Below are 21,811 nucleotides of genomic sequence, written 5' to 3'. Positions count from 1 at the left end.
TTAAGACAGTCTTGTATGTATTGCATCCCGCTAAATAGGATTCTAGCAAACTATCTGAAAATACAGAATACCATCTGGGTGGAAGTGGATGGAAATAAATAGAAAATAATATATTAAAATGTAATTTCATGCTGGTTTTTAAGAAAAGTTTCCTGAAACACCTTATCATCAGCCCATTATTCGTAGGAATTCGGTCCCATTTTTTCTCAACCTTATATATGGAAAATTTACAAATTAAAGTATCTTTCGAAGGATTACATGGAGATTCTTTACAGGTGAATGGTAGAATGAAGATGTAGGAAGGGGGGGTGAAATTGCAGAAATTGATACTATCAGGCGGTGGGGACGAAATACAGACAAGAATAATAGATGAGTATTTTGCTTCGATGCTGAATATCGATCAGCGTCTTTTATATATCCCGGTCGCTATGGAGGCGAATGTCGAAGCTTATAATGAGTGTTATGAGTGGCTCACTGGGGTATTTCGTCCGCTGGGTGTAACATGTTTTGAGATGTGGACTGATTTAGATGATAAGAGATTAGAGGATTTACGGTGTTTCTCGGCTGTATATATCGGAGGGGGCAACACCTTTCACCTATTGAAAAAGTTGAAGGATACGAAATTTTCTGAGCTGCTGAGTCAATATATTTCGGAGGGCGGCATCGTATATGGGGGAAGTGCAGGGGGAATCATCCTTGGCAGCCATATTGAAACCTGCGCACTCAATGATGATAACACTACAGGTATGATGGATTATTCGGGGCTGGGCTGCATTGGTAGTTATGCGATTCATTGTCATTATGAAAGAGGTCAAGAAGGTTTCATCCATTCTTTAACGTCCAAGTGGAATAAGCCAGTTATTGCTTTATCTGAGGAGACGGGGATTGCTGTACAAGGTAATCAAATTAAGGTAATTGGGAAACAGCCAGCTCATGTTTTTGACGGGAAGAATACTTTTGAGATTGGTGTCGGCAAGGTAATTGAATGGAAAGAATGAGCTGATTCAACGTTCATGCTGTTAAGGGAGGAAAGGAAAGAGAGTGAATTTGAAATTATTAATATTCCCGGGGGCAGGTATTATCATCATGATTGGTATTTTCCTTTGGAATGATGCACGGACTCTACCTATCGAACAATCTGAGTTACCGGTAAACAGGACGCTTGCTGCCGAGATATCGCAAAGGTACTTGGCAGGGTGGTGGAAGCCCCCTTCAAAGCTTGAATCTACACCTTATAAAATAAAAGACATTCAAATAACGCGAAAGGAAGTCAGCGTTGAGTTGCTCGACGAAAGAGATAATTCCAAGTGTGAGGGCTATGAAGTCGTCATTAACCGAAACAACGGCATTGTTCAGGGCAAAGAAGAAATTGATTTTTGCAGGTAAAATTTGAAGAGAATGAAAGGGTGAGCGACAGATGAAAAATATTCTATTTTTCTTTGCTTGTCTTTGTGCCTTTTTGGGTGTTTCAGTTTTGTTTATTACAGGCATTCTCAATATCATGATGCCCATGGTCGGAAAGGCAGCTTACCAGGCGGCAATGGCAGGGAGTTATTCAACTGAAGATTACGTGATGGATTTTACATTTATGAATTCATCTGCGGTTCTGATGATTGTAGGCGGGAGTTATTTTGCATACATACTTTACAAACATGAAAAAGGGAATAAATAGATAGCGGAGAAGAGAGATGATGAATGTGGATTACATATTAAAGGAAGTACCAGGCAGCATCGAGACGGAGAGACTGATAATACGGATGCCGATGCCGGGTGACGGGAAGGAGGTAAATGGAGCGATCAAAGCCTCGTATGCAGAACTAAAGCCGTGGCTTGGATTCGCGCAAATCCTGCCTGAAGTTGATGAGACAGAAGCTAACACCAGGGAAGCGCATGCGAAATTCATAACACGTAAAGCTCTCAGGTACCTGATATTTTGCAAAGAAACCCACCGATTCATCGGATCGACAGGATTTCATAATATCGATTGGGATGTGCCTAAGTTTGAAATAGGTTATTGGATCGATGCAAGAATGAGCGGTAAAGGATATATGCGGGAAGCAGTAGGAAGACTGACAGAGCTTGCATTAAATGAACTTGGTGGAAGAAGGGTCGAGATCCGCTGTGAAAGTGGGAATATCAGAAGCAGAAAGATTCCAGAACACCTGGGGTATGAGTTAGAAGGCATCTTGAAGAATGAAGATTTGTCTGTCGATGGGAAGCGTGTGACGGACACTTGTATATATGGACTAGTTAGATAAAGTATATCAATCTGCTATCAATTGATAGCAGATTGATAACGTTATGGTATACGCTGCTATAACAAGGTTATTGAAGAATACTGTATGCAGCAATCTGACTAAGTAAGATTTGGTTAAGAATCAGTTCCTATCTGAGTCCAATCTGCAGCAAGCATGCTGTATGTAACAATGTCCTCATAATGATCATGCAGCCATTGTCCGTCCCGCTTAACTCCTTCTTTTTGAAATCCAAGGCGCTCAGGGATTCTAATGCTTTTGGAATTTGTAACAGCACACTGAATTTCAACACGGTTCAGCTCTAATTCAGTAAAAACGTAGTTTAATAATGCTATTATTGTGCTCGTGACGATTCCCTTTCCTTGAGCTTGTTCTGATAAAAAGTAACCGATGCTCGTAGATTTCGTCTTCCAATCAATATAATGAAGACCGATCATCCCCACTAATTTTCCCTGAAAACGAATGCCCGCATCAAATCCGTTATTATCGGCATAATTGCGGATCCAGATTGGAATGATCGGTATCAAATCATCAGGAGATTGACGCTTGTCCACCCACTGAAGCCTCGCGCGCAAATGTGCCCTGTTGCTGTCAATCAATTCATACAATTCCTCTTTATGATGCTGCTGAAATAATTCCAATGAAATATCCTCATTTACTTTAAATGAAAACAATCTTTCCACCCCTTTGTGAAATTTAGAAAATTATACCACACAGGACAAAACACCGGGTAACAGTTTTTTTGAAATTCATTTATAATAAGAATCAGAAATGATGCAGGAGGTGGTAACATGGTAATGATATTACCAGAGTCCGGAGCGTCTCATGCAAAGCCTGTTACTGGAATGGCGATACTTTGCATGGGGTGGAAGAGAATTTAATCGCCCGTACATTTTTCGTATATTTCCAATGATGGGCTTTGTTCCTTATTTACTTTCATTAAAAATAAGGGGATGAGCTCGTTGAAATATGTGAACGCAGACGATTTACTGCCGGAAAAACTATTAAAGGAAATTCAACATTATGTCCAGGGGGAGACAATTTATATCCCTAAACCTAGAAATGCCTATAAGAAATGGGGAAGTCAATCAGGATCTAGGGCGTTTATTGATAAGCGGAATGCGGGTATTAAGCAGGCATTCAAGAACGGAAAGACGATTGATCAACTGGGATTGGAGTATCATTTATCTTGTGAAACGATCAAGAAAATCGTTTATCGAAAATAACCAGCATTCACCGGGAAGCTTCATGCTCCCGGTTTTTTCAATCATCATGCAGACTGTATGTATGGTTTATTTCTGAATCATTTATTACATTTATTTTTAACCCGTGATGTATTATTGTGGAATGGAAGTAAATGTTTATAACAGTCAATATAGGAGCGATCAAGATGGATGCATTTATTCGAAATGACCAATTTAATTTCATAAGCTATCAGACCCAGGTGCTAATCAATGGCCATGCTGCCGTGAATGATCTCGGGGTGCTGCAAGCTTTAAGAGCACTGGTAAGAGATAAAGTCATGGATCTGTTCGAAGAGCCGGGATCTCAAGAGACGAATCTGATTGAGAAAATAACAGATATCAAAGATTCCAATCACGCAGAAGAATACCTGGAAGAACTGAAAGAGTATGTAATACCTTTTTACAGTGTAAATGAAAAGGCTTTGAAAAAGATGTTCCCCAAGGTGAAGAAGCTTAGGGTTCCCGACTTGAAAGGAATGGATTACAAAGCCTTATCTTACCTTGGATGGAATGACTTCGGGCAGGAAAGTAAATACATCGTAGCTAATGTAGATGGAAAGCTCAAAGGGATCAAGGGGACATTTAAAAACAGCAGTAAAAAAGGACTTTGTACCATTTGCCATACCTTTTCAGAAGTTGGCCTGTTCGTATCCCAATCCAAGAAAACTTCTCAAGGAACATTTGTTAAAAAAGGGAATTATATCTGCCAGGATAGTATGGAATGCAATGGTAAGCTTAAGGGTTTAGATAAGCTTGATGATTTTATTGAGAGAGTGAACCACTAAACCGACCGGGAATGAGGCCGGTCTTTTTTTACGTTTAACAAGCATCCGTTTCGGTATCGTTCATCGGATTACGGAATTCCAATATTGTGTAAACTGGATAATTCCCTTGAAACATGGCTGCACTTTAAGTAGTATAGATAAGTAGAAAATTTGTTTAGTTTGAAATGAGGGTTTTAAATGGAGAAAACATCCATATATGGATTAACACTAGATCAACTTACCTCATGGCTGGTAGAGCATGGTCAGAAGAAATTCCGTGCTGCCCAGGTGTGGGATTGGTTATATAAAAAAAGAGTGACTGATTTTTCCGAGATGAAAAATGTAAATGGTGATTGTATAAAGTTATTGGATGAACATTTTCATATACAGACGCTGGATCAGGAAATCAAACAGGAATCAAAGGACGGAACGATCAAGTTTTTGTTCAAACTTCAGGATGGCAACCTGATCGAGACTGTCTTGATGCGTTTTAATTATGGCTTGAGTGTCTGTGTAACGACCCAGGTAGGCTGTAATATCGGCTGTACGTTCTGTGCAAGCGGATTGTTGAAGAAGAACCGCGATCTTTCCAGTGGTGAAATTGTTGAACAGATCATGAATGTTCAGCACCATCTGGATGAACAAGGCAAGGACGAGCGTGTAAGTCATATTGTCGTGATGGGGATAGGTGAACCTTTTGATAACTATGATAATATGATGGATTTCTTCAGGGTGGTGAACGATCAGAAAGGTCTTTCCATTGGGGCCCGCCACATCACGGTGTCGACAAGCGGCTTGGCGGATAAGATCTATAAATTTGCTGACGAGAACATTCAGATCAACCTGGCTGTCTCATTGCATGCACCGAATAATGAACTTCGTACGAAGATCATGAAAATCAATCGTGCGTATCCGCTCGAAAAATTGATGCCTGCTATCGATTATTATCTGGAGAAAACGAATAGAAGGATCACGTTCGAATATATCCTTCTTCACGATGTCAATGACCATAAAGAAGAGGCCCTGCAGCTTGCAAAGTTATTAAAAGACAAGCGTCATTTATCTTACGTCAACCTGATTCCTTACAACCCTGTTGATGAACATAATCAATATCAGCGAAGTACGAAAGATGCGATTGTAGGATTCTACGGCACTCTTCTCGATCACGGCATCAATTGCGGTGTCCGAGTCGAACAAGGGACGGATATCGATGCAGCGTGCGGTCAATTGAGAAGTAAGCAAATTAAAAAAGATAAAGAAAAGGCTAAATCCTGATTATGATGAATGAAAACACGGATTCCTATTTGGAATTCGTGTTTTTTTGCATTGGTTACGTTGACTTTACCAATTTGTATTGAATAAATCATGAAATATAATAATTATTTATTGAAAAACAATAAATGACCTCTTATAATGAAAAATATGGAAGGGGAGGGCGTAATGAAACAAACTTCAACTTTTTTCTTGAAATCAGCCATTATCTTAATCGGATTGACTGTTACAGGACTGAGTATTTTTGGACTGCCCGGGCAGCAGCATTTTCAGCTGTGGAAAATCCTGAATTTGCGTATTTGAAGCTGCCGGTGCTCCTTGGCCTGTATGCGACTGAGATTCCATTTTTTCTTGCACTTTATCAGGCTTATCGATTGATTCAGTCCATTGAGTCTGGCAAAGCGTTTACACTAGAGGCGGCAAATACGTTAAGAATGATTAAGATATGTGCATGGGTCATTACTGGGATTTATTCCGCAGGTGCTTTATTTTTACTCCTGCAAGGTGCACTGCACCCCGGTATTGCAGCAGCAGGATTGGTGATTGTATTGGCATCTATGACCATTTCTATATTTTCTGCATTATTGCATGAAATGCTGAGTCATGCACTCGAAATGAATTCGGATAATGAATTAACCATATGAGGTGAGGAAATGAAGATCGATGCTGTCATTTTTGATATGGACGGAACACTATTTCAAACAGATCGAATTTTAGAATTATCCCTTAAAGACACTTTCACCCGCTTAGAGAGTGAAGGATTATGGGAAGGGGCACCCCCGATTGAGAAATACCGGGACATCATGGGTGTTCCCCTGCCGAAAGTATGGGAAACGTTAATACCCCTTCATTCAGAAGAAGTAAGGGAGAGGGTGGATGAACACTTCCTTGAAGTGCTGGTTGATAACATTCAAGGCGGGAAAGGTGAGCTGTATCCTCATGTAAAAGAAACTCTGGCTGGATTAAAGTGGCATGGATTGAAATTATTCATCGCCAGTAACGGGCTTCCTGCTTATTTGGAAGCAATCGTGAAGTACTATAAGCTGGACCGCTGGCTGGATGCAACATATAGTATTGAGCATGTGGATTCACTGTTTAAATCAGACTTGGTGCATATGATTTGCAGGAAACATGGTATTAAGAGTGGTGCGGTGGTCGGAGACCGGCTATCGGATATCACCGCTGCAAAAGATAATGGACTGCTGGCAATAGGGTGCCGCTTTGAATTTTCTCAAGAGCATGAGTTGAAGCTGGCTGATACAATTATCGAGGATTTAAACGAATTAAATCAAATTATTCTGACCGTTAATGGACTAAATGAAATCAAGTCTTAACATAATGGGGGCAAGCCGGGTGAAGAAGAGCCAGTTGATAATAGGTATGGTAGTTATAGTTTCGTTGATACTGCTGACAGGGTATGGGCAGGATCTGAATGATCGAGAGAGTTTTTATAAAACCATTGAGCATACAGATCTTTCTCTTGAGAACGTAAAGGGAGTTTCTTTGGATACTGAGGAAGAAACTGTTTTATCGTACTTGAAAGCCCCTTATGAAGTGAATGAAATACCTGAAACACAAACTAAATACCTTGTCTATGAAGATGTTGAATTCGGTATAAAAGATAAGAAAGTTTTCCGTTACGTTTTCAGGGGCGATTACAATACTGCCAAAGGGATTCGTGCAGGGGATGAAGTCGAAAAAGTAATAGATGCATATGGTCCGCATTACTATGAAAGAACGGACACAGGGACAGCTGTCATTGGATACTTTGATAAAATGCACAACATTAATATGGAGTTCAGTTTCGTTGATAAAAAGCTGATTGGAACAATCATACAAAAACATTGATTTCAAGGCCCGTCTCTCGCTGGCAGGGACGGGCCTTTGGCATGGAGAATAGTATGTTAAGATAAGAATAGAATGATTGGATTGTAAATCTATAGAAATTCATTGCAGGTAAAGAGGTGTTATTTTGGAATTGAATCATCATGATATCACCATCATCGGTGCAGGGGTAAGCAGTATTTTCTTCGCGTATACGCTGATTAATGAGAATCCGGATATCAGTATCCATATGATAGATGTTGGCAAAGAACTGGAAAACAGGCACTGCGGGATTGATGAAGGAAAAGAATGTACGTGCGGAGATTCTTGCAGCAAGTATACGGGTTTTTCAGGACTTGGGAAATCTGAAGGAAAATTCAACTATACAAATGATTTTGGAGGAGAACTTCATAGGAAGATAGGAAATGAACGTGCGCTGCGACTTATGGAGGAAGTGGATGCGATTCTCTGTAAATTCGGTGGCAGTGTCAGGGAGAAATACAGCACTAAGAACGAAGCTCTTTCCGAAAAAGCAAAGCGGCATGACCTTCATGCACTTTCAACTGAAGTACGTCACCTGGGAACCGGTCTGTCGCAGGAGATCTTTCAAGATATGTATGTGTTCATGCAGGACAGAATGACTTTTTCGTTTGAAACTAAAGTTGAAGCTATTCACAAGAATGATAAGGGATTTGAACTCCATACCAATCAGGGAAAAGTCCACTCAGATACCATAGTGGTTGGGACGGGAATGAGCGGAAGCATCTGGTTGAGGAAGATGATGGAGTCTTTCGGTGTCTATCCGGGAGAAACGCGGCTTGATATGGGATGTCGGGTGGAAATGAAAGAAGATCAGCTAAAGTCGATCCTTAAAGACACTTTTGAGACAAAATTAAAAATACAAGGCCTGGATTATGAAGCAACGACATACTGCATGAATCCCAGGGGACGAATCATTAGGAAACATCAACACGGGTTAGTTATGCCTGATGGACAAAACGTTTATGAAAAAGAAACTCCAAGCACCAATTTGAATTTCACGCTATTCGTGCCGCGGTATTATTCTTCCTATGATGATGCAATGAACCGGGCAGAAGAGATCATTGGCAGTATCAACAGGGAAAAGGACAGGGTTGTTGTCCAGAAACTTTCAGACTTTAAGAATGGAATGCCAACTGAAGCCCTTGCCGGCAATGGAGTGGTACCCTCCCTGAATGCGGATATCGGGAATGTCAGGAAAGAAATACCTCAACTGTATAGTCAAGCCCTGCTCGACTTTCTTTTTGCACTGGAAAATCTGCTTGGTGAAGAGATTCATGGAGATACACTTGTTTACGGACTGGATGCCAAATTCTATGAACCCAAGTTATTTACTGACGAATTCCTTCAAAGTGAAGTGAAAGGGATATATTTGATCGGTGACTGCTCAGGAGTCACTCATTCTCTTTCCCAGGCTGCAGCAAGCGGGATATACTTAGGAAAACACCTCGCAGACATTTTAGGTGCATAGAAAATAATTTTAGGGGATACCAATGATGGACTTTAGTGTGTTTGAAAAGATTATGTATAACAATGAAAGTAAGCTCATCGTAATTGGTGTTGATGGATTGAGCCGATCGGGGAAAACAACGTGTGTGAATATGGTCGAAAAATTCTTGGTGGATAATCATATCGATCATGTTTGTCTGCATTTGGATGACTTTATCGAGACATGTTCTAAAAGATATAATACCGGATTTGAAGAATGGGAAGAGTATTATTTTCTTCAGTGGAATGTGGAAAAGTTGAGAAAAGACATGTTTGAACAGCTTAGGAACTCAACCTTCTTGAAACTTCAATTTTATGATGGGGAAAAGGATGTTCAAATTCCGAAAGATATAAATATCCCATCAACCGGATGTATCCTGATTGAAGGGGTATTTCTTCAACGGAAAGAATGGAAGGACTATCTTGATTATGTCATCTATTTAAACTGTGACAGGGAGACACGATTCAGAAGGGAAAGTGAACTAACGCAGTCCCGCTTGGAAAAGTTCAAGAAACGGTATTGGAAAGCTGAGGACTACTACTTAATGAATGTAAATCCTGAAGAAAGTGCCGATTATATAATCAACACATAGAAATGAAGGAGGTCCTGACCATGTGGGGAGTAATACTTATCATCGTGCATGCGATAAGCATGACATTGGCTTTGGCTGTATTTTTATCTATATACCGGAATAATCCAGTTAAAGGTAAGTTGTTTCTTGCAGCGATCATGTTATGGGGATTATTCAGTTTATATAAACTATTCATATTCTCAACTGCGGCCGGTGTTTTATCAATCTTCATGTACGCAGCATTCTCAACCATTACTTTCCGCGAACTTAAAAGAAACGGGCCTGCTGCATGACCGGCATGCGCAGGCTCTTTTAAAAGGTCAAACCATCTTTAAACCTTTCATCGTATGCCCTTTATAAGTCCTTCAAGAAAACAAAGCTTTTTTTCTGATACTCCATTTTTTCTTCATAAAATCGATGTGCATCAATCCGCTGAAGTCCCGATGAAAGAGAGATGCGCTCATAACCATGATTCTTTGCCCACTTCTCGACATACAAAAGTAATTCACGCCCGTGACCTTGCGAGCGCTCATTAGGATCAGTGACTAAATCGCATACCCAAATGAATCTTCCATTATAAAGTGTGATCATGGGCATAAACCCGGTGACAGCCACAATCTTTTCGTTATAGTACAAAGCCGCCAGTTGATATCCGTCTGAAGCAGCCGAATCTTTTACTAATTCAAGATATTGGTCCCGGTCCAGATGAGTCCTTAGCTGCTTCATCAAGGGGTATGCCTCAAGCCAGTCTGTCTCGCTCTTCAATTCCTTAATGACTGTCATATCCCCCGCTCCTTGTTTCGTTATTATGTTAATCAAGTTTTATTTATTTTCCTGCATTCTCTTTACTTCTTCCCTGTGAAAAGGAGAACCTTCCACTTCGTTGACGACACTGAAAGGATTACCGTCAGGATCAATAAAATCAAAAAATTTCATCCCATCCCACTCATCTATTTCTGAAGTTCTGACACCATTTCTGTTAAAATGGGAATAAGCCTCATCAATATCCGCAACGAGAAAGTTATAATAAGAATTTTTCTTGTTTTTATCTATTGAAAACTCTGACGGCTGAGGTTTCTCTACTTGCACCAAGCCCATCTGAGTCGGGCAGGCAGGGAAATAAAACCCGGCGCCGCCGTCCCATTCATCAATTAATTTGACACCTAGTAGATCTTGATACCACTTCTTGGATTTCTTTAAATCTGTCACTGGTATGAATACGCTTCCTACTTTGAACATAAGCCCACTCCTAACATATTTAAAATCATTCTGCTAACGAATGAAAAGAACGAAAAGTTACACACTTTTTCAAAAAAATTGGAGGATTGCCGTGATATTCGATAATATAGACAAAACCATGTCCCGCCTCTACCGTTTTTGTTTAAAGCAGACAGGTTCACCTTGGGCAGCTGAAGATTTGGTTCAAGAGACGTTGACTAAGGTATACTCGCTAAAAAAGAGTGATCCTGAAAGAGAGTTCACTATTAGTTTTCTGTGCAAAGTGGCAAAAAACCTTTTTATCGACGAATTAAGAAAGAAAAAAGCCGTCACCGGTTTCAGGGAAGAGCTTTACCAGTTTGAAGAAGACTTTGTTACCTGCGAAGGTTTGGTTGAGGAGCTGATGATGAAATTGCCAATCCGTCAGGCAGTTCTCATTACCTTGAAAGATGTTTTCAATTACCGTTCTCAAGAAATCGCAGAGATGCTCAGAATTTCGGATGAATCAGTAAAAACGGCATTATCACGTTCAAGGTCGAGATTAAAGGAAATGAGGGACTACACACCTCAGGTCCAACGTTTGCCCCGAGATCATGAGTTGATTTCCGAACTGACAAGGGCGATCAAGCACAGCCGCCCCGCCTCGCTTTTTACCCTTTGCCGGCTGCTGGAGTCAAGACATTTTAAGATAGGAAGAGACTCAGGTACCAGGCGTATACATTTATGTGACCCTGATGGGAACATCCTCGAAATTGTTAATTAATGAAAATCCATCACGGGGAAAAGCGTAGTTTTAGACAGTTTGTCAAAAGAATGTTAAGCTTCTGTAAGGGTATACTAACAATCGACTGGGCTATTGGCCTGATCGATTTTTTTTTGCCCAAAACTTATTAAAAGGAGGGTTTCGATTGGATAAATGGATGAAGTTCCTTGAAGTCAATGCTCCGAGAATCCTGGATATGACGATTGAACACGCAGTACTTGTCGGGTTGGCGATCTTCGTTGCACTTTTGATCGGTATCCCGCTTGGGATTTATTTGACTACGAATGATTATCTGGCGGAGACTGTTTTGCAGATTGCATCGGTAATGCTCACAATTCCAAGCATAGCATTATTCGGAGTCATGATCCCCATTTTCTCGATCATCAATCAGGGAATCGGTTTTGTCCCCGCATTTGTAGCACTGGTACTTTATTCCCAGTTGCCCATCATCCGGAATACATATACAGCAATTAAGAATGTCAGTCCTGAAATGAGAGATGCAGCAAAGGGGCTCGGAATGAAAACACACCAACGATTGTTCCGTGTAGAAATTCCGAATGCTTTTCCGCTGATCATGGCCGGTATCCGAACAGCGGTGGTGCTTAACATTGGAATTGGGGTCATTGCAGCTTATATAGGAGCTGGAGGACTGGGCGTCCTTATCACCCAGGGAATCTCCAGGGGGGATAATTATTTAATTATCAGTGGATCTGTTGCCGTTGCAATCCTTGCGATCATTGCGGATGGCATTCTTATGTGGATACAAAAACGCTTCACACCCAAAAGAATATCTATCTAAAGAGGTGAAAAGATGATAGATAACGTTCAATCAAACAACAAAAACGTATGAAGGCGGAGTGACAGCCGTCAACAAAGTTGATTTCACCGTGGAAAAGGGTAACATAGTTGTCCTTCTCGGCCCCTCAGGCTGTGGAAAGACAACATTGCTTCGCATGGTGAACAGGCTTGAATCCATTTCCGAAGGCAAGATCATCATCGATGGTCAGGATTCCATGCAACTGAATGAAATAGAGTTAAGAAGAAAAGTCGGATATGTCATTCAAAGCAACGGATTATTTCCCAATATGACAATCGAACAAAATGTAATGATTGTCCCTGATATGCTGGGATGGGATAAAAAACAGAAAAGAGAACGATTTGATTCATTGATGGGTATGATCGGCTTGAGTCCCGACAAATATAGAAAACGCTATCCGCATGAATTATCAGGCGGTCAACAACAGCGGATCGGCGTAATCCGGGCACTTGCAGCAGATCCACCCGTCATGTTAATGGACGAACCGTTCGGTGCTCTCGATCCGATCATCCGGGAAAAAATACAGGATGAATTTTTGCAGATTCAAAAAGAAGTGACCATTCTGTTTGTCAGTCACGATATCGATGAAGCAATCAAGATGGCAGATAAAATCGTTTTACTGCGAGGCGGGGAAATCATGCAATATGATTCACCCTCCGAAATGCTCGTGCGGCCAAAAAATGACTTTGTGTATGAATTTTTCGGGAAAGACAGGGCGATAAAGAGTTTAAGTCTGCATACCATTTCTGATTTAAAAGAAATTATCGGACTTGTTGATATTGATGAAACCATAGAGGATACAAAAACGATAAGCGTGCATCATGATTTGAGGAATACACTTTCCATGCTATTAAACCAGGAAGCAGAGCAGGTCATTGTTTTGGATCATGCCGGGGATAGACTTGGTGCGATTACGATTGACCGTGTCCAGAAATATCTTCATTATGAAATCAAGGGCAAAACCTCTCAGGCTGTGAAAGGATGATTTCATGAATAAGAAAAAACTGATCAGCCTGCTTGTTCGTTATTTGGTGTATGCACTGGTCATTATCTTTATGGTTTGGGCGGTAAAGAATCAATATTTCAGTTATATCTTCAGTGAAACCAACACGTTTCTATTATTATTAAAACAACACTTTCAGCTGGTCCTGGTATCATCCCTCTTAGCTATAGCAGTTGCAGTGCCAGCAGGGATCCTGATTACACGCAAGTCGTCCAGGAGGGCTGAGTGGGCTGTTTCGAATACTGTAAACTTTGGTCAGACCATACCGAGTCTTGCTGTTCTCGCTCTTATGATCAGTATACTTGGAATTGGCTTTAAAACGGCTGTGTTTGCACTGTTTATTTATTCCCTGCTCCCGATATACAGAAATACAGTAGCCGGTATCGATTCCCTTGATGAAAATTTAAAAGATGCAGCAAGGGGGATGGGGATGACTCCATCTCAAATCCTTTTTAAAATCGAACTCCCAAATGCGGCTTATTCCATTTTAGCGGGGATCAGGACAGCTGTCGTATTGAATATCGGGACTGCAGCACTTGCCTATGTAGTCGGAGGCGGAGGACTAGGTGTCTGGATTTTTACAGGTATTCAATTATTTGATAACGGTTATTTAATTTCAGGGGCAATCCCGGTCACACTGCTGGCGATATCAGTGGATTTCTTACTCAGACTGCTGGAACGGGCAGTCGTTTCTGAAGGGATTAAGCGAACCGGTGGAATGTAACAAGAAACGGAGGTGATTGTATGCTGAATAAACAACTGACTCTCGTACTTGCAGTGGCTCTTACACTTTTCCTTTCTTCCTGTTCAAGTGTAGGAGGAGGGAAGCAAGTTTCAGTCGGAGGAAAGAATTTTACGGAACAGTACCTGCTTTCTGAGATGACGGCATTTTTGCTCAAAGAGGAAGGTTTCAAAGTCAAGGAGATGAACAACCTGGGCAGTACGGTCGTAAGAAAGGCTCTGGAAAATGAACAGGTGGATCTTATGTGGGAATATACCGGTACTGCTCTCATTACATACATGGGGAAAGAGCCGATATCAGATCCGGAGGAAACTTTCCAAAAAGTAAAAGCGATTGATGCCAAGAACGGAATTCTTTGGATGAATATGTCGGAGGTCAATAATACATATGCACTTGCGATGACTAAGGAAAAGTCGGAGGAGCTGGGTATTAAGTCGATCAGTGATCTTGCATCATATGTTAATGATAACCCAGGAAAACTGACGATGGCTTCCGATGCGGAATTTGCAAACCGTCCGGATGGACTTCCCGGAGTCGAAAAAAAATATGGCTTCGGCTTCGGTGCAGAAAATATCAAACAAATGGACATAGGACTGACACAGCGTGCCCTGGATAACAATCAGGTTGATGTATCTGTTGCTTTTGAAACAGATGCCACGATCAGGGATTACGGACTTGTCACTTTAGAAGACGATAAGCATTTCTTTCCACCATATCGTGCTGCAGTTAGCATCAATGAAGAAGCATATGAAAAATATCCGGAAATAAAAGAAATCACTGCCCGTTTGGCTGATAAACTGAACAGTGATATCATGCGTGAACTGAATTATAAAGTAGATATCGAAGGAAACAGTGTTTCCGTAGTTGCCCACGATTGGCTCGTGGAAAATGGATTATTGGAAGATTAATCAGTGGACAAATGATCAGGAAGAGAGTGTGTGCCATTAAAGGTACACACTCTTTTTTGAATTCAGGAAGAAGAATTATCATCCATGGATTTCAATCTGTCCAAAGAGGAGCTTTTTTTATAGTAGTCCTCCATGATTTCCAATATCTTTTCCTCTGACAGACCGGAAAAATCAACCAGCATTGAAATGGTTGGCTTGATTGAAAGTGACTCACACGTCTGGAGGGTGGATAAGATCAGGTTATGGTAGTCCTGGTCACGGGATTTTGTGCTCTTCCGCTCTGGTTTGCTTTGTTCATTTATCTGATGTTGATCACATGGTTTCATAAGGTTGAACCTCCTAGTCCTAAAAAAGGAATTGTATAGGGTTTATCCTTAAAATAGAGGAGATAAACATATATTCCATCTTAACGATAAAATCCCCTGCTGGTTTTTTGTGATCCAGTTTGAGGTATATATACGTATATCTGGGACAACTGGGAGGAAAGAAGATGAATAAAGCAATGATGATCGTGAATCCTTCTTCGGGAAAGGAAGAAGCAGTCGATTATGTTGAAGAAATAGAGCAGATATTAAGTCAGCAAGGTTATGAGGTGAAAATCAGTCAAACAGAGAAAGAGCTCGATGCAACAAAATTTTGTCAAAATGCATGTAAAGATGAATATGATCTTATCATTTCAATAGGGGGAGACGGTACTTTACATGAGACGATCAATGGCCTTATAGATGAACATCATAGGCCGAAGCTCGGAATCATCCCGATGGGTACCGTGAACGATTTTGCAAGAGCACTGAATATTCCCTTGGACCCCAAGGAAGCAATTGAGCTAATTCGGCATCACAAGATCCGAAAAGTTGATATTGGGAAAATCAATGAAGACTATTTTGTCAACATTGTTGCTGCAGGGGCGATTGCAGAAGCGGTGTATGAGGTTTCCCCAGAGGAAAAGACGAAGATGGGACCCCTTGCGTACGTCCTTGAAGGGGTAAAAACATTGGCATCAAACCCTACCTACCCACTGGCAATAGAATATGACGGTCAGTATTGGGAGGGCAATTCATTATTATTCCTTGCTGCACTGACCAATTCGATTGGAGGATTTGAAAAGATTGCTCCAGATGCTGAGGTAGATGACGGGATGATCCATTGCTATATTATAGACGATATTAATGTACTGAAACTGCCTGCCGTCATGTCTTCCATCATGACCGGAAAGTTGAAAAAGAATAAAGATGTGACTTATTTCAAGGCAAAATCTATCAAACTGTCTTCTCCGGACGAGCTTATCACGAATGTGGATGGAGAGGAGGGACAGAAGCTGCCTATAGAACTGGGGGTAATCTCAAATCACATTGAGGTAATGGTTCCTTAAAGAGACATTCAGCACAAGAAAGGTCGAACAGAAATGTTCGATCTTTTTAAATGTCTTATGGAATTTTATGTTAATATATGAGTATTATACGTCATGGGCTTTGGGAGGTAATGAGATGAACAAGAAGGTGTTAACAGACATAAAGTCTGTAATGGGATTTATAACGGCTTTATCATTAAGTATTGCATCCATCATATTTGCTGTGAGAGAAAATCAATTATGGGTGGTCGCCATTGTATTCTCCTTGGTTATATTAGCACTCAGTGTCAGAAGGGCGGAAAGATTGTATAGAGAAGTACAGTAAACTCCCTTTATTAATACCGGTCTCTTATTGAATAGAAATCTGTGTAAAAAAGGAGTGAAAATATGAAAACAGAAAAACAAAAAATGATGGATGGGGAGTTATACAAGCCCTGGGATGAATTACTGGTGAAAGAACGGGAACACGCAAGGAGACTTGTCAGACATTTCAATGCAACAAAGGAAACCGAATATGACGAGCGCGTGGGCCTGATCAAGCAGTTGTTTGGCTCAACCGGTGAAAAGGTTTATATGGAGCCGAACTTCAGATGTGACTACGGCTATAATATCCACACGGGTGACAACTTCTTTGCGAACTTTGATTGTGTGATCCTTGATGTATGTGAAGTCCGATTCGGTGATCATTGCATGCTTGCACCTGGAGTACATATCTATACCGCCACCCATCCTGTCAATCCATATGAGCGGATCAAGGGGATGGAATACGGCGAACCGGTCGTTATCGGTAATAACGCATGGATTGGCGGCGGGGCCATCATCAATCCAGGGGTAACAATCGGAGATAATGTGGTGGTTGCTTCCGGTGCAGTTGTAACGAGGGATATACCTTCAAATGTAGTGGTTGGCGGAAACCCTGCAAGAATCATAAAAGAAATCGACTTAACCAATCCAATGTGATAGCCAGTTACGATGAATGCATAAAAAAACGCTGAACAAGTCATTCAGCGTTTTAATTTATTCAAGGCTGTTTTCTAAAAGATTGTTGCTTTTCGTAAATAGAGTTGTAACCTGAAAGGAACTTGTGTACGTGCTCTTTCCGAACTCAAGTTTAAACTAGAGACGGACGGACAACCCGAAAATACCCAAGTTCCGGTATTTTCTTGTCTGTATAGCAACAAAGTATGCGAAAAGAGCCCTATTCAAAAAGTCTTTGGAAACTGTTTTACGATCCCTGCAGACAAAGCATCAGACAAGTGAAAAATATGCGCCCGGCCTTTATCGAAGGTTTGGATATTCTTCACCCAATCTTTCTGAATACGGGCTACTGCTTCTTTCGTGACAAAATCAAGATGCATATATAGAAGTTCCTTCAACTCTTTTTCACTCCATGCCGGGTTAACAGATGTCAACAACAAGGTGATATCGTCAGCGTTCCGATACCATTCTTTATTTAGTTGTTCCACTTCTTTTTGTTTTCCTGCTTTTGCAGCTTCAACAATCTTCCCTGCAAGGACAATGTGTCCTGTCAACAAATCAGCAAGCCTGTTTCCAGATTTCTCCCCATAGAAAGGTTTAAATGCATTTCCAATGTCTTTTTGATTTTGAAGAAGTCTTTCAAGCACCTTATCTTGCTCTTCCAAACCGTCAACGGCACTGACAATATAGTTATGTGTCCAAATGACATGATCGTTCCAGAGGAGGCGCATGTCCTCCTTTAACTTTTGGGCAGCGGGATTAAGACACTCATTATTGACAGCCTGGGTTTTTGAGAGATTGGGTGACAGCGTTAAAGTCATAAGAATAGCCATTGATACAATGAGGTATTTTTTCACTTTTATCCACTCCTAGTTTATTGTCAATTCTATTCTTTACCAAAAAAGCGGGTTCATCCTAAAAAGATGAAGAAGATTTTGCATCAAGATGCAGAAAATTGCCTCAAGGTGCAAAAAATTGCCCCCAGGTGAAAAAAATTGCATCTTGATGGGGAAATGACCATTTTCAGAAAAAGAATATGCTTGTCTGCACACCCCTTAAGGGTTGTACATATAGTGAAGTAGAGAAACAAACAAATCGGTAAAAAAGAATTCGGCTCTTCGAAAAGCGGCTTTTTTAAAATCCTTTAGTCACCGTAAAAGAAAAGCCTCATTCGTTTTACCCATAAAAAGTTTTCTCGTCTATATACTTCCGCCGTATAGACAAGAGTACCTCCTTATTTGTTCGTTAGGCAAAAGAGCTTCTGCGCCGTCAGGAGCTCTTTTGCCATTTTTGTTTTGACCATATTTGTTCAACATTGACCATTATGGGTATTATAACAATACAATGCAGGCATAGAGAGGTGAGATGGATGCAGATGCGGCCTTCTGAAAACGAATTGATGCATGAAATCATTCAGAGCTTGAAAGACGGAAAAAGAAGGGTTTTTCTGGATATCATAGACGAGCTGCAGCCATATGATGTGGCTCAGCAGTATCAGCATTTACCAGCAAAGCATCGAAATAAATTCCTTTTATACTTAACGCTGGCACAACTTAAAGAGCTGATGGAGGAATTGTCGAAAGAAGATCAGCTCGAAGTCCTTCAGAAATTGGGGATTGAGAAGTCGACAAAAGTCCTTGATCTGATGGAAAATGATGACTTGACCACACTCTTAGCCGACCTTGAACCGGAACAAATCGAAGAACTGATGTCCGAAATGAAAAAAGAAGAATCGGATATGGTTCAGTACATGATGAAATATCCGGCTGAATCAGCGGGGCGCCTGATGAATAACCGTTTCGTATGGATTTCTAAGCATTATACGGTCCGAGAAGCGGTTGATAAATTAAAAGACTTTGCAGAACTCGCAGAGTATTTGAACTACCTTTACGTTATCGATGAAGGTAAGAAGCTGGTAGGAGTTGTATCATACAAAGATCTGCTTCTTGGAGAAATGCAGGACAAAATAGAAGATATCATGTTTACAAGGGTGGTCAAGGTTGATGTCCTTACGGATCAGGAGGATGTGGCCAAATTGATCAGCCGCTATGATTTTGTATCGATTCCCGTGATTGAAGACAATGACAAATTGATGGGCGTCATTACCGTCGATGATATCCTCGACGTCGTGATCCAGGAGGCAAACGAGGATATTGAAAAACTCTCGGCTTCCGGTAAAGCGATTGATTTCAAGACAAAACCTCTCGTTGCTGCTTACAGAAGATTGCCGTGGCTCATTCTACTGCTTTTGATCGGGCTTGTCTCAGGGAGCATAATCGATGGCTTTTCAGAAACATTGCAATCAGCCGTTGCTCTTGCATTTTTTATGCCGATGATTGCCGGGATGACAGGGAATACAGGAACACAGTCGCTTGCGGTGGTGGTAAGGGGGTTGGTGGCTCAAGATTTGGATGTCAAACAAGTGGTGAAGCTGATATTCCGTGAATTATGGGTAGGCATCATCATAGGGCTTACTTGTGCCATTTTGATCTCTATCATTGCGTTTATTTGGCAGGGCAGCTTGATCCTTGGGATAGTCGTGGGCAGTTCATTATTAATCACCCTGATTATCGGTACACTTGCAGGAACAATCATCCCGCTTGTCCTGTACAAGTTCAATATAGATCCCGCGGTTGCTTCGGGCCCCCTCATTACAACGATAAATGATATCTTTTCCCTTCTTGTGTATTTTGGCATAGCAAGTATGTTTATTTCAAAGTTATCCTAACTGAAAACCGCCGCATTGCTGTTTGCAATGCGGCGGTTTTATTTATGATTTTACTTCCAATGGCTGTTTATTTAGATATCGTTCTATGATGCCTGCCAACTCATTTATATTTGTAAATTTCTCTGTTTGCTGTGTATCATTATAAGTCAGCAAGAACGTTTCGGTGTCAAAGTGGTAAATAACAGACAATATCGGTGTCTTGGTTGTGGAGTGGAACGTATGAACGATCTCACTCTCTTTGAAGTCCACTTGTGTTTTCAGCATTCGTACAATTGTATCGAATGACATAAAACGTCTCCCTTCTACATTATAGAGGGGTTGACTAAATACAGTCTCGTAGACCCAAAATAATTTATTCTTGATTAAGTATTCATTATATCATAAAATAGAACATTTATATACCCATTAAGCAATAACCACTATATTCACCAGATTAATCGGCTGTATTCAACATTGATTCCATTGTAAACATTCTATATTCACCTCAGTGCGCATATAGTGAACTAGTAAATCTTATAAGTATAGGAGTTCATTCATGGCGTACAAATCCAGAAAAGATGGCACCTTACCCTTACTAGTATTCGTGACTGTTAAATCACTGGCAAGAATGATCGTTCTTGGGATCATCCTCCTTTATGTTTCTGTCTGGCTTATTTCTGCCACGGCGATTAAATTGAAAGTGGACACGCTGTTTTACACCACAGTATCTGATATGGTTCCAAAAGAAACACTATTAAAACTTATTTCTGAAGAAATTACCCCGTTAAGAGTATTGAACGAAGAAGAATTGGAGTCTGATTTTGATTGGCTGGAAAGCGTAACAAATGTCTCGTTGTTTGACCCCCGGAGTCTATTTGGAAGGGAGATACCCGGGATTGAAAATTATCACACACAAATTGCGGTGGCGGGGAAAGGGACTGATATTACAAATCTCCCTGTAGAGTCGCCTGCACCGACCGATGAACAATTAAAGAATCAGGAAATCGATCAGCACCAGATTGACCGGGCGAACGGCGAAAGCGGCGACGAGTTCAAAGAGGTCGATAAAAAGTCTGTCTTTATCTATCATTCACACAGCTGGGAAGCCTTCAGTCCCCTGATTAAAAACAACCAATCAAAGGATCCCGCAAGTACAAATGAAAAAGTAAATGTATTAGCCATCGGCTCCAAGCTTCAGCAAGAACTCGCAAAAAGAGGGATAGGGGCTGTACAGGATAAAACAGATGCTACACAGGCATTAAAAGATAAAAATTGGACGTATTATGAATCGTATAAATTATCCAGGGAGCAGGTCCAGGAAGCACTGGCCGGAAACGATGACCTCAATTACCTGATTGATATACACAGGGATTCCCAGCCCCGTGACATTACGACCAAGACAATCAATGGAAAACAGTATGCGCGATTGTTTTTTATAGTCGGAAAAGAAAACAAAAATTTCGAAAAAAACCTGGCTATCGCGAAAGAACTGAATAGTGCCCTAGAAGAGAAGTATCCCGGGATCAGCAGGGGCGTATTTGTTAAAACAAAAGCTGAAGGGAATGGAGTTTACAATCAAGATCTGACAGAAAGAGCCATGCTCCTCGAATTCGGGGGAGTGGAAAACAACTTAGTAGAACTTTACAATTCCACAGAAGCATTTGCTGAAATCTTTGCGAAATATTATAAACAGGATGTTGTTGAAGTAAACGGATGATATGGACAAAAGCTTCCGTACCTAGATAACGGGTCCTGTTTTCGGTAACAAAATAAAATAAGATCACATTTTAAAAGAAGTGACAATTTAAATGGATTGTCACTTTTTTTGTTTTGACGGTATTTCTGGCTTAGCGGCGGGTTCGTCAT

General features: G+C 40.8%; 30 protein-coding genes. 24 read left to right on the top strand and 6 right to left on the bottom strand.

Translation table 11 applies throughout. The features are described 5' to 3' along the window. Nucleotides 1-314 precede the first annotated feature (314 nt). From ACKA06_RS08560 to ACKA06_RS08545, 4 genes are read left to right on the top strand one after another with little or no spacing between them, the layout of a single operon-like run. Nucleotides 315-998 carry a Type 1 glutamine amidotransferase-like domain-containing protein gene (locus ACKA06_RS08560; RefSeq protein ID WP_052011619.1) on the top strand — a complete coding sequence of 228 codons (684 nt, stop codon included), beginning with the start codon at nt 315-317 and terminating at the stop codon, nt 996-998. A gap of 43 nt (nt 999-1,041) precedes the next feature. Further along, nucleotides 1,042-1,386 carry a hypothetical protein gene (locus ACKA06_RS08555; RefSeq protein WP_032088648.1) on the top strand — a complete coding sequence of 115 codons (345 nt, stop codon included), beginning with the start codon at nt 1,042-1,044 and terminating at the stop codon, nt 1,384-1,386. Nucleotides 1,387-1,417: 31 nt separating this feature from the next. Then, complete coding sequence (locus ACKA06_RS08550; protein ID WP_032088647.1) at nt 1,418-1,672, top strand: hypothetical protein; 255 nt, start codon at nt 1,418-1,420, stop codon at nt 1,670-1,672. Nucleotides 1,673-1,688: 16 nt separating this feature from the next. Continuing rightward, nucleotides 1,689-2,258 carry a GNAT family N-acetyltransferase gene (locus ACKA06_RS08545; RefSeq protein ID WP_411159431.1) on the top strand — a complete coding sequence of 190 codons (570 nt, stop codon included), beginning with the start codon at nt 1,689-1,691 and terminating at the stop codon, nt 2,256-2,258. Between the two features lie 113 nt (nt 2,259-2,371). On the opposite strand, the gene ACKA06_RS08540 is transcribed toward ACKA06_RS08545, so the two are convergent. Further along, nucleotides 2,372-2,929 (bottom strand): GNAT family N-acetyltransferase, encoded by a 558-nt coding sequence (locus ACKA06_RS08540; RefSeq protein ID WP_032088646.1) that lies wholly within the window; start codon nt 2,927-2,929, stop codon nt 2,372-2,374. A 288-nt stretch (nt 2,930-3,217) separates the two neighbouring features. Here ACKA06_RS08540 and ACKA06_RS08535 point away from each other — a divergent pair, with 288 nt between their 5' ends. The 10 genes from ACKA06_RS08535 to ACKA06_RS08490 all read left to right on the top strand — a co-directional run bounded on the left by ACKA06_RS08535 (nt 3,218) and on the right by ACKA06_RS08490 (nt 9,751). Next, nucleotides 3,218-3,481, top strand: a complete 264-nt coding sequence (locus ACKA06_RS08535) for a CD3324 family protein (RefSeq protein ID WP_032088645.1) — start codon at nt 3,218-3,220, stop codon at nt 3,479-3,481. 164 nt (nt 3,482-3,645) lie between these two features. Continuing rightward, nucleotides 3,646-4,284, top strand: a complete 639-nt coding sequence (locus ACKA06_RS08530) for a FusB/FusC family EF-G-binding protein (RefSeq protein WP_411159430.1) — start codon at nt 3,646-3,648, stop codon at nt 4,282-4,284. 177 nt (nt 4,285-4,461) lie between these two features. Then, complete coding sequence (gene rlmN, locus ACKA06_RS08525) at nt 4,462-5,538, top strand: 23S rRNA (adenine(2503)-C(2))-methyltransferase RlmN (protein WP_032088643.1); 1,077 nt, start codon at nt 4,462-4,464, stop codon at nt 5,536-5,538. 165 nt (nt 5,539-5,703) lie between these two features. Further along, entirely contained in the window at nt 5,704-5,838 is a 135-nt protein-coding gene (locus ACKA06_RS08520) for a hypothetical protein (protein WP_318293685.1), read from the top strand. Beyond that, complete coding sequence (locus tag ACKA06_RS08515) at nt 5,811-6,179, top strand: DUF2975 domain-containing protein (protein WP_214874085.1); 369 nt, start codon at nt 5,811-5,813, stop codon at nt 6,177-6,179. The genes ACKA06_RS08520 and ACKA06_RS08515 overlap by 28 nt, the downstream gene beginning before the upstream one ends. Before the next feature lie 9 nt (nt 6,180-6,188). Further along, nucleotides 6,189-6,869 (top strand): HAD hydrolase-like protein, encoded by a 681-nt coding sequence (locus tag ACKA06_RS08510; protein ID WP_411159429.1) that lies wholly within the window; start codon nt 6,189-6,191, stop codon nt 6,867-6,869. Nucleotides 6,870-6,888: 19 nt separating this feature from the next. Beyond that, nucleotides 6,889-7,383, top strand: coding sequence for a hypothetical protein (locus ACKA06_RS08505; protein WP_198257663.1), 495 nt, complete (start codon nt 6,889-6,891; stop codon nt 7,381-7,383). A 130-nt stretch (nt 7,384-7,513) separates the two neighbouring features. Further along, on the top strand, nt 7,514-8,869 hold the full coding sequence (locus ACKA06_RS08500; RefSeq protein WP_411159451.1) for an NAD(FAD)-utilizing dehydrogenase: 1,356 nt from the start codon (nt 7,514-7,516) through the stop codon (nt 8,867-8,869). A 25-nt stretch (nt 8,870-8,894) separates the two neighbouring features. Further along, complete coding sequence (locus tag ACKA06_RS08495) at nt 8,895-9,479, top strand: kinase (protein WP_214874204.1); 585 nt, start codon at nt 8,895-8,897, stop codon at nt 9,477-9,479. Between the two features lie 20 nt (nt 9,480-9,499). Continuing rightward, entirely contained in the window at nt 9,500-9,751 is a 252-nt protein-coding gene (locus tag ACKA06_RS08490) for a hypothetical protein (protein ID WP_064565737.1), read from the top strand. Between the two features lie 61 nt (nt 9,752-9,812). Here ACKA06_RS08490 and ACKA06_RS08485 read toward each other — a convergent pair whose 3' ends face one another. Together ACKA06_RS08485 and ACKA06_RS08480 are read right to left on the bottom strand one after the other, a co-directional pair. Then, complete coding sequence (locus ACKA06_RS08485) at nt 9,813-10,241, bottom strand: GNAT family N-acetyltransferase (RefSeq protein WP_064565735.1); 429 nt, start codon at nt 10,239-10,241, stop codon at nt 9,813-9,815. Between the two features lie 39 nt (nt 10,242-10,280). Further along, a complete protein-coding gene (locus tag ACKA06_RS08480; protein ID WP_214874088.1) occupies nt 10,281-10,697 on the bottom strand; it encodes a VOC family protein in 417 nt (138 codons plus the stop codon). A 91-nt stretch (nt 10,698-10,788) separates the two neighbouring features. Between ACKA06_RS08480 and ACKA06_RS08475 the strand changes: the two genes are divergently transcribed. From ACKA06_RS08475 to ACKA06_RS08455, 5 genes are all read left to right on the top strand, one after another. Beyond that, complete coding sequence (locus ACKA06_RS08475; RefSeq protein ID WP_214874089.1) at nt 10,789-11,439, top strand: RNA polymerase sigma factor; 651 nt, start codon at nt 10,789-10,791, stop codon at nt 11,437-11,439. Nucleotides 11,440-11,584: 145 nt separating this feature from the next. Continuing rightward, nucleotides 11,585-12,238, top strand: coding sequence for an ABC transporter permease (locus ACKA06_RS08470; protein WP_269751500.1), 654 nt, complete (start codon nt 11,585-11,587; stop codon nt 12,236-12,238). Between the two features lie 58 nt (nt 12,239-12,296). Continuing rightward, nucleotides 12,297-13,241 carry an ABC transporter ATP-binding protein gene (locus ACKA06_RS08465; protein WP_411159428.1) on the top strand — a complete coding sequence of 315 codons (945 nt, stop codon included), beginning with the start codon at nt 12,297-12,299 and terminating at the stop codon, nt 13,239-13,241. A 4-nt stretch (nt 13,242-13,245) separates the two neighbouring features. After that, entirely contained in the window at nt 13,246-13,983 is a 738-nt protein-coding gene (locus ACKA06_RS08460) for an ABC transporter permease (protein ID WP_411159427.1), read from the top strand. A 20-nt stretch (nt 13,984-14,003) separates the two neighbouring features. Further along, on the top strand, nt 14,004-14,909 hold the full coding sequence (locus tag ACKA06_RS08455; protein WP_032088633.1) for a glycine betaine ABC transporter substrate-binding protein: 906 nt from the start codon (nt 14,004-14,006) through the stop codon (nt 14,907-14,909). A gap of 62 nt (nt 14,910-14,971) precedes the next feature. On the opposite strand, the gene ACKA06_RS08450 is transcribed toward ACKA06_RS08455, so the two are convergent. Continuing rightward, nucleotides 14,972-15,235 carry a hypothetical protein gene (locus ACKA06_RS08450; RefSeq protein WP_032088632.1) on the bottom strand — a complete coding sequence of 88 codons (264 nt, stop codon included), beginning with the start codon at nt 15,233-15,235 and terminating at the stop codon, nt 14,972-14,974. 164 nt (nt 15,236-15,399) lie between these two features. Between ACKA06_RS08450 and ACKA06_RS08445 the strand changes: the two genes are divergently transcribed. The 3 genes from ACKA06_RS08445 (at nt 15,400) to ACKA06_RS08435 (ending at nt 17,220) form a co-directional block, all read left to right on the top strand. Next, entirely contained in the window at nt 15,400-16,281 is an 882-nt protein-coding gene (locus tag ACKA06_RS08445) for a diacylglycerol/lipid kinase family protein (RefSeq protein WP_214874091.1), read from the top strand. Nucleotides 16,282-16,396: 115 nt separating this feature from the next. After that, nucleotides 16,397-16,585: a hypothetical protein gene (locus ACKA06_RS08440; protein ID WP_214874092.1), complete on the top strand. Its 189-nt coding sequence runs from the start codon at nt 16,397-16,399 to the stop codon at nt 16,583-16,585. 62 nt (nt 16,586-16,647) lie between these two features. After that, nucleotides 16,648-17,220: a sugar O-acetyltransferase gene (locus ACKA06_RS08435; protein ID WP_214874093.1), complete on the top strand. Its 573-nt coding sequence runs from the start codon at nt 16,648-16,650 to the stop codon at nt 17,218-17,220. Between the two features lie 242 nt (nt 17,221-17,462). On the opposite strand, the gene ACKA06_RS08430 is transcribed toward ACKA06_RS08435, so the two are convergent. Further along, on the bottom strand, nt 17,463-18,095 hold the full coding sequence (locus ACKA06_RS08430; protein WP_214874094.1) for a glycosyltransferase: 633 nt from the start codon (nt 18,093-18,095) through the stop codon (nt 17,463-17,465). A 512-nt stretch (nt 18,096-18,607) separates the two neighbouring features. Between ACKA06_RS08430 and mgtE the strand changes: the two genes are divergently transcribed. Beyond that, nucleotides 18,608-19,966 (top strand): magnesium transporter, encoded by a 1,359-nt coding sequence (gene mgtE, locus ACKA06_RS08425; protein ID WP_214874095.1) that lies wholly within the window; start codon nt 18,608-18,610, stop codon nt 19,964-19,966. A gap of 42 nt (nt 19,967-20,008) precedes the next feature. On the opposite strand, the gene ACKA06_RS08420 is transcribed toward mgtE, so the two are convergent. Continuing rightward, nucleotides 20,009-20,254, bottom strand: a complete 246-nt coding sequence (locus tag ACKA06_RS08420) for a hypothetical protein (RefSeq protein WP_411159426.1) — start codon at nt 20,252-20,254, stop codon at nt 20,009-20,011. A 247-nt stretch (nt 20,255-20,501) separates the two neighbouring features. Between ACKA06_RS08420 and spoIIP the strand changes: the two genes are divergently transcribed. Further along, nucleotides 20,502-21,662, top strand: a complete 1,161-nt coding sequence (gene spoIIP / locus ACKA06_RS08415; RefSeq protein WP_032088626.1) for a stage II sporulation protein P — start codon at nt 20,502-20,504, stop codon at nt 21,660-21,662. Nucleotides 21,663-21,811 lie beyond the last annotated feature (149 nt).

The sequence above is a fragment of the Rossellomorea oryzaecorticis genome (assembly GCF_045897515.1).
In the GTDB taxonomy this organism is placed as follows: domain Bacteria; phylum Bacillota; class Bacilli; order Bacillales; family Bacillaceae_B; genus Rossellomorea; species Rossellomorea enclensis.
The sequence above is the reverse complement of the archived record's forward strand: the minus strand, read 5'-3'. Positions and strand labels throughout refer to the sequence as shown.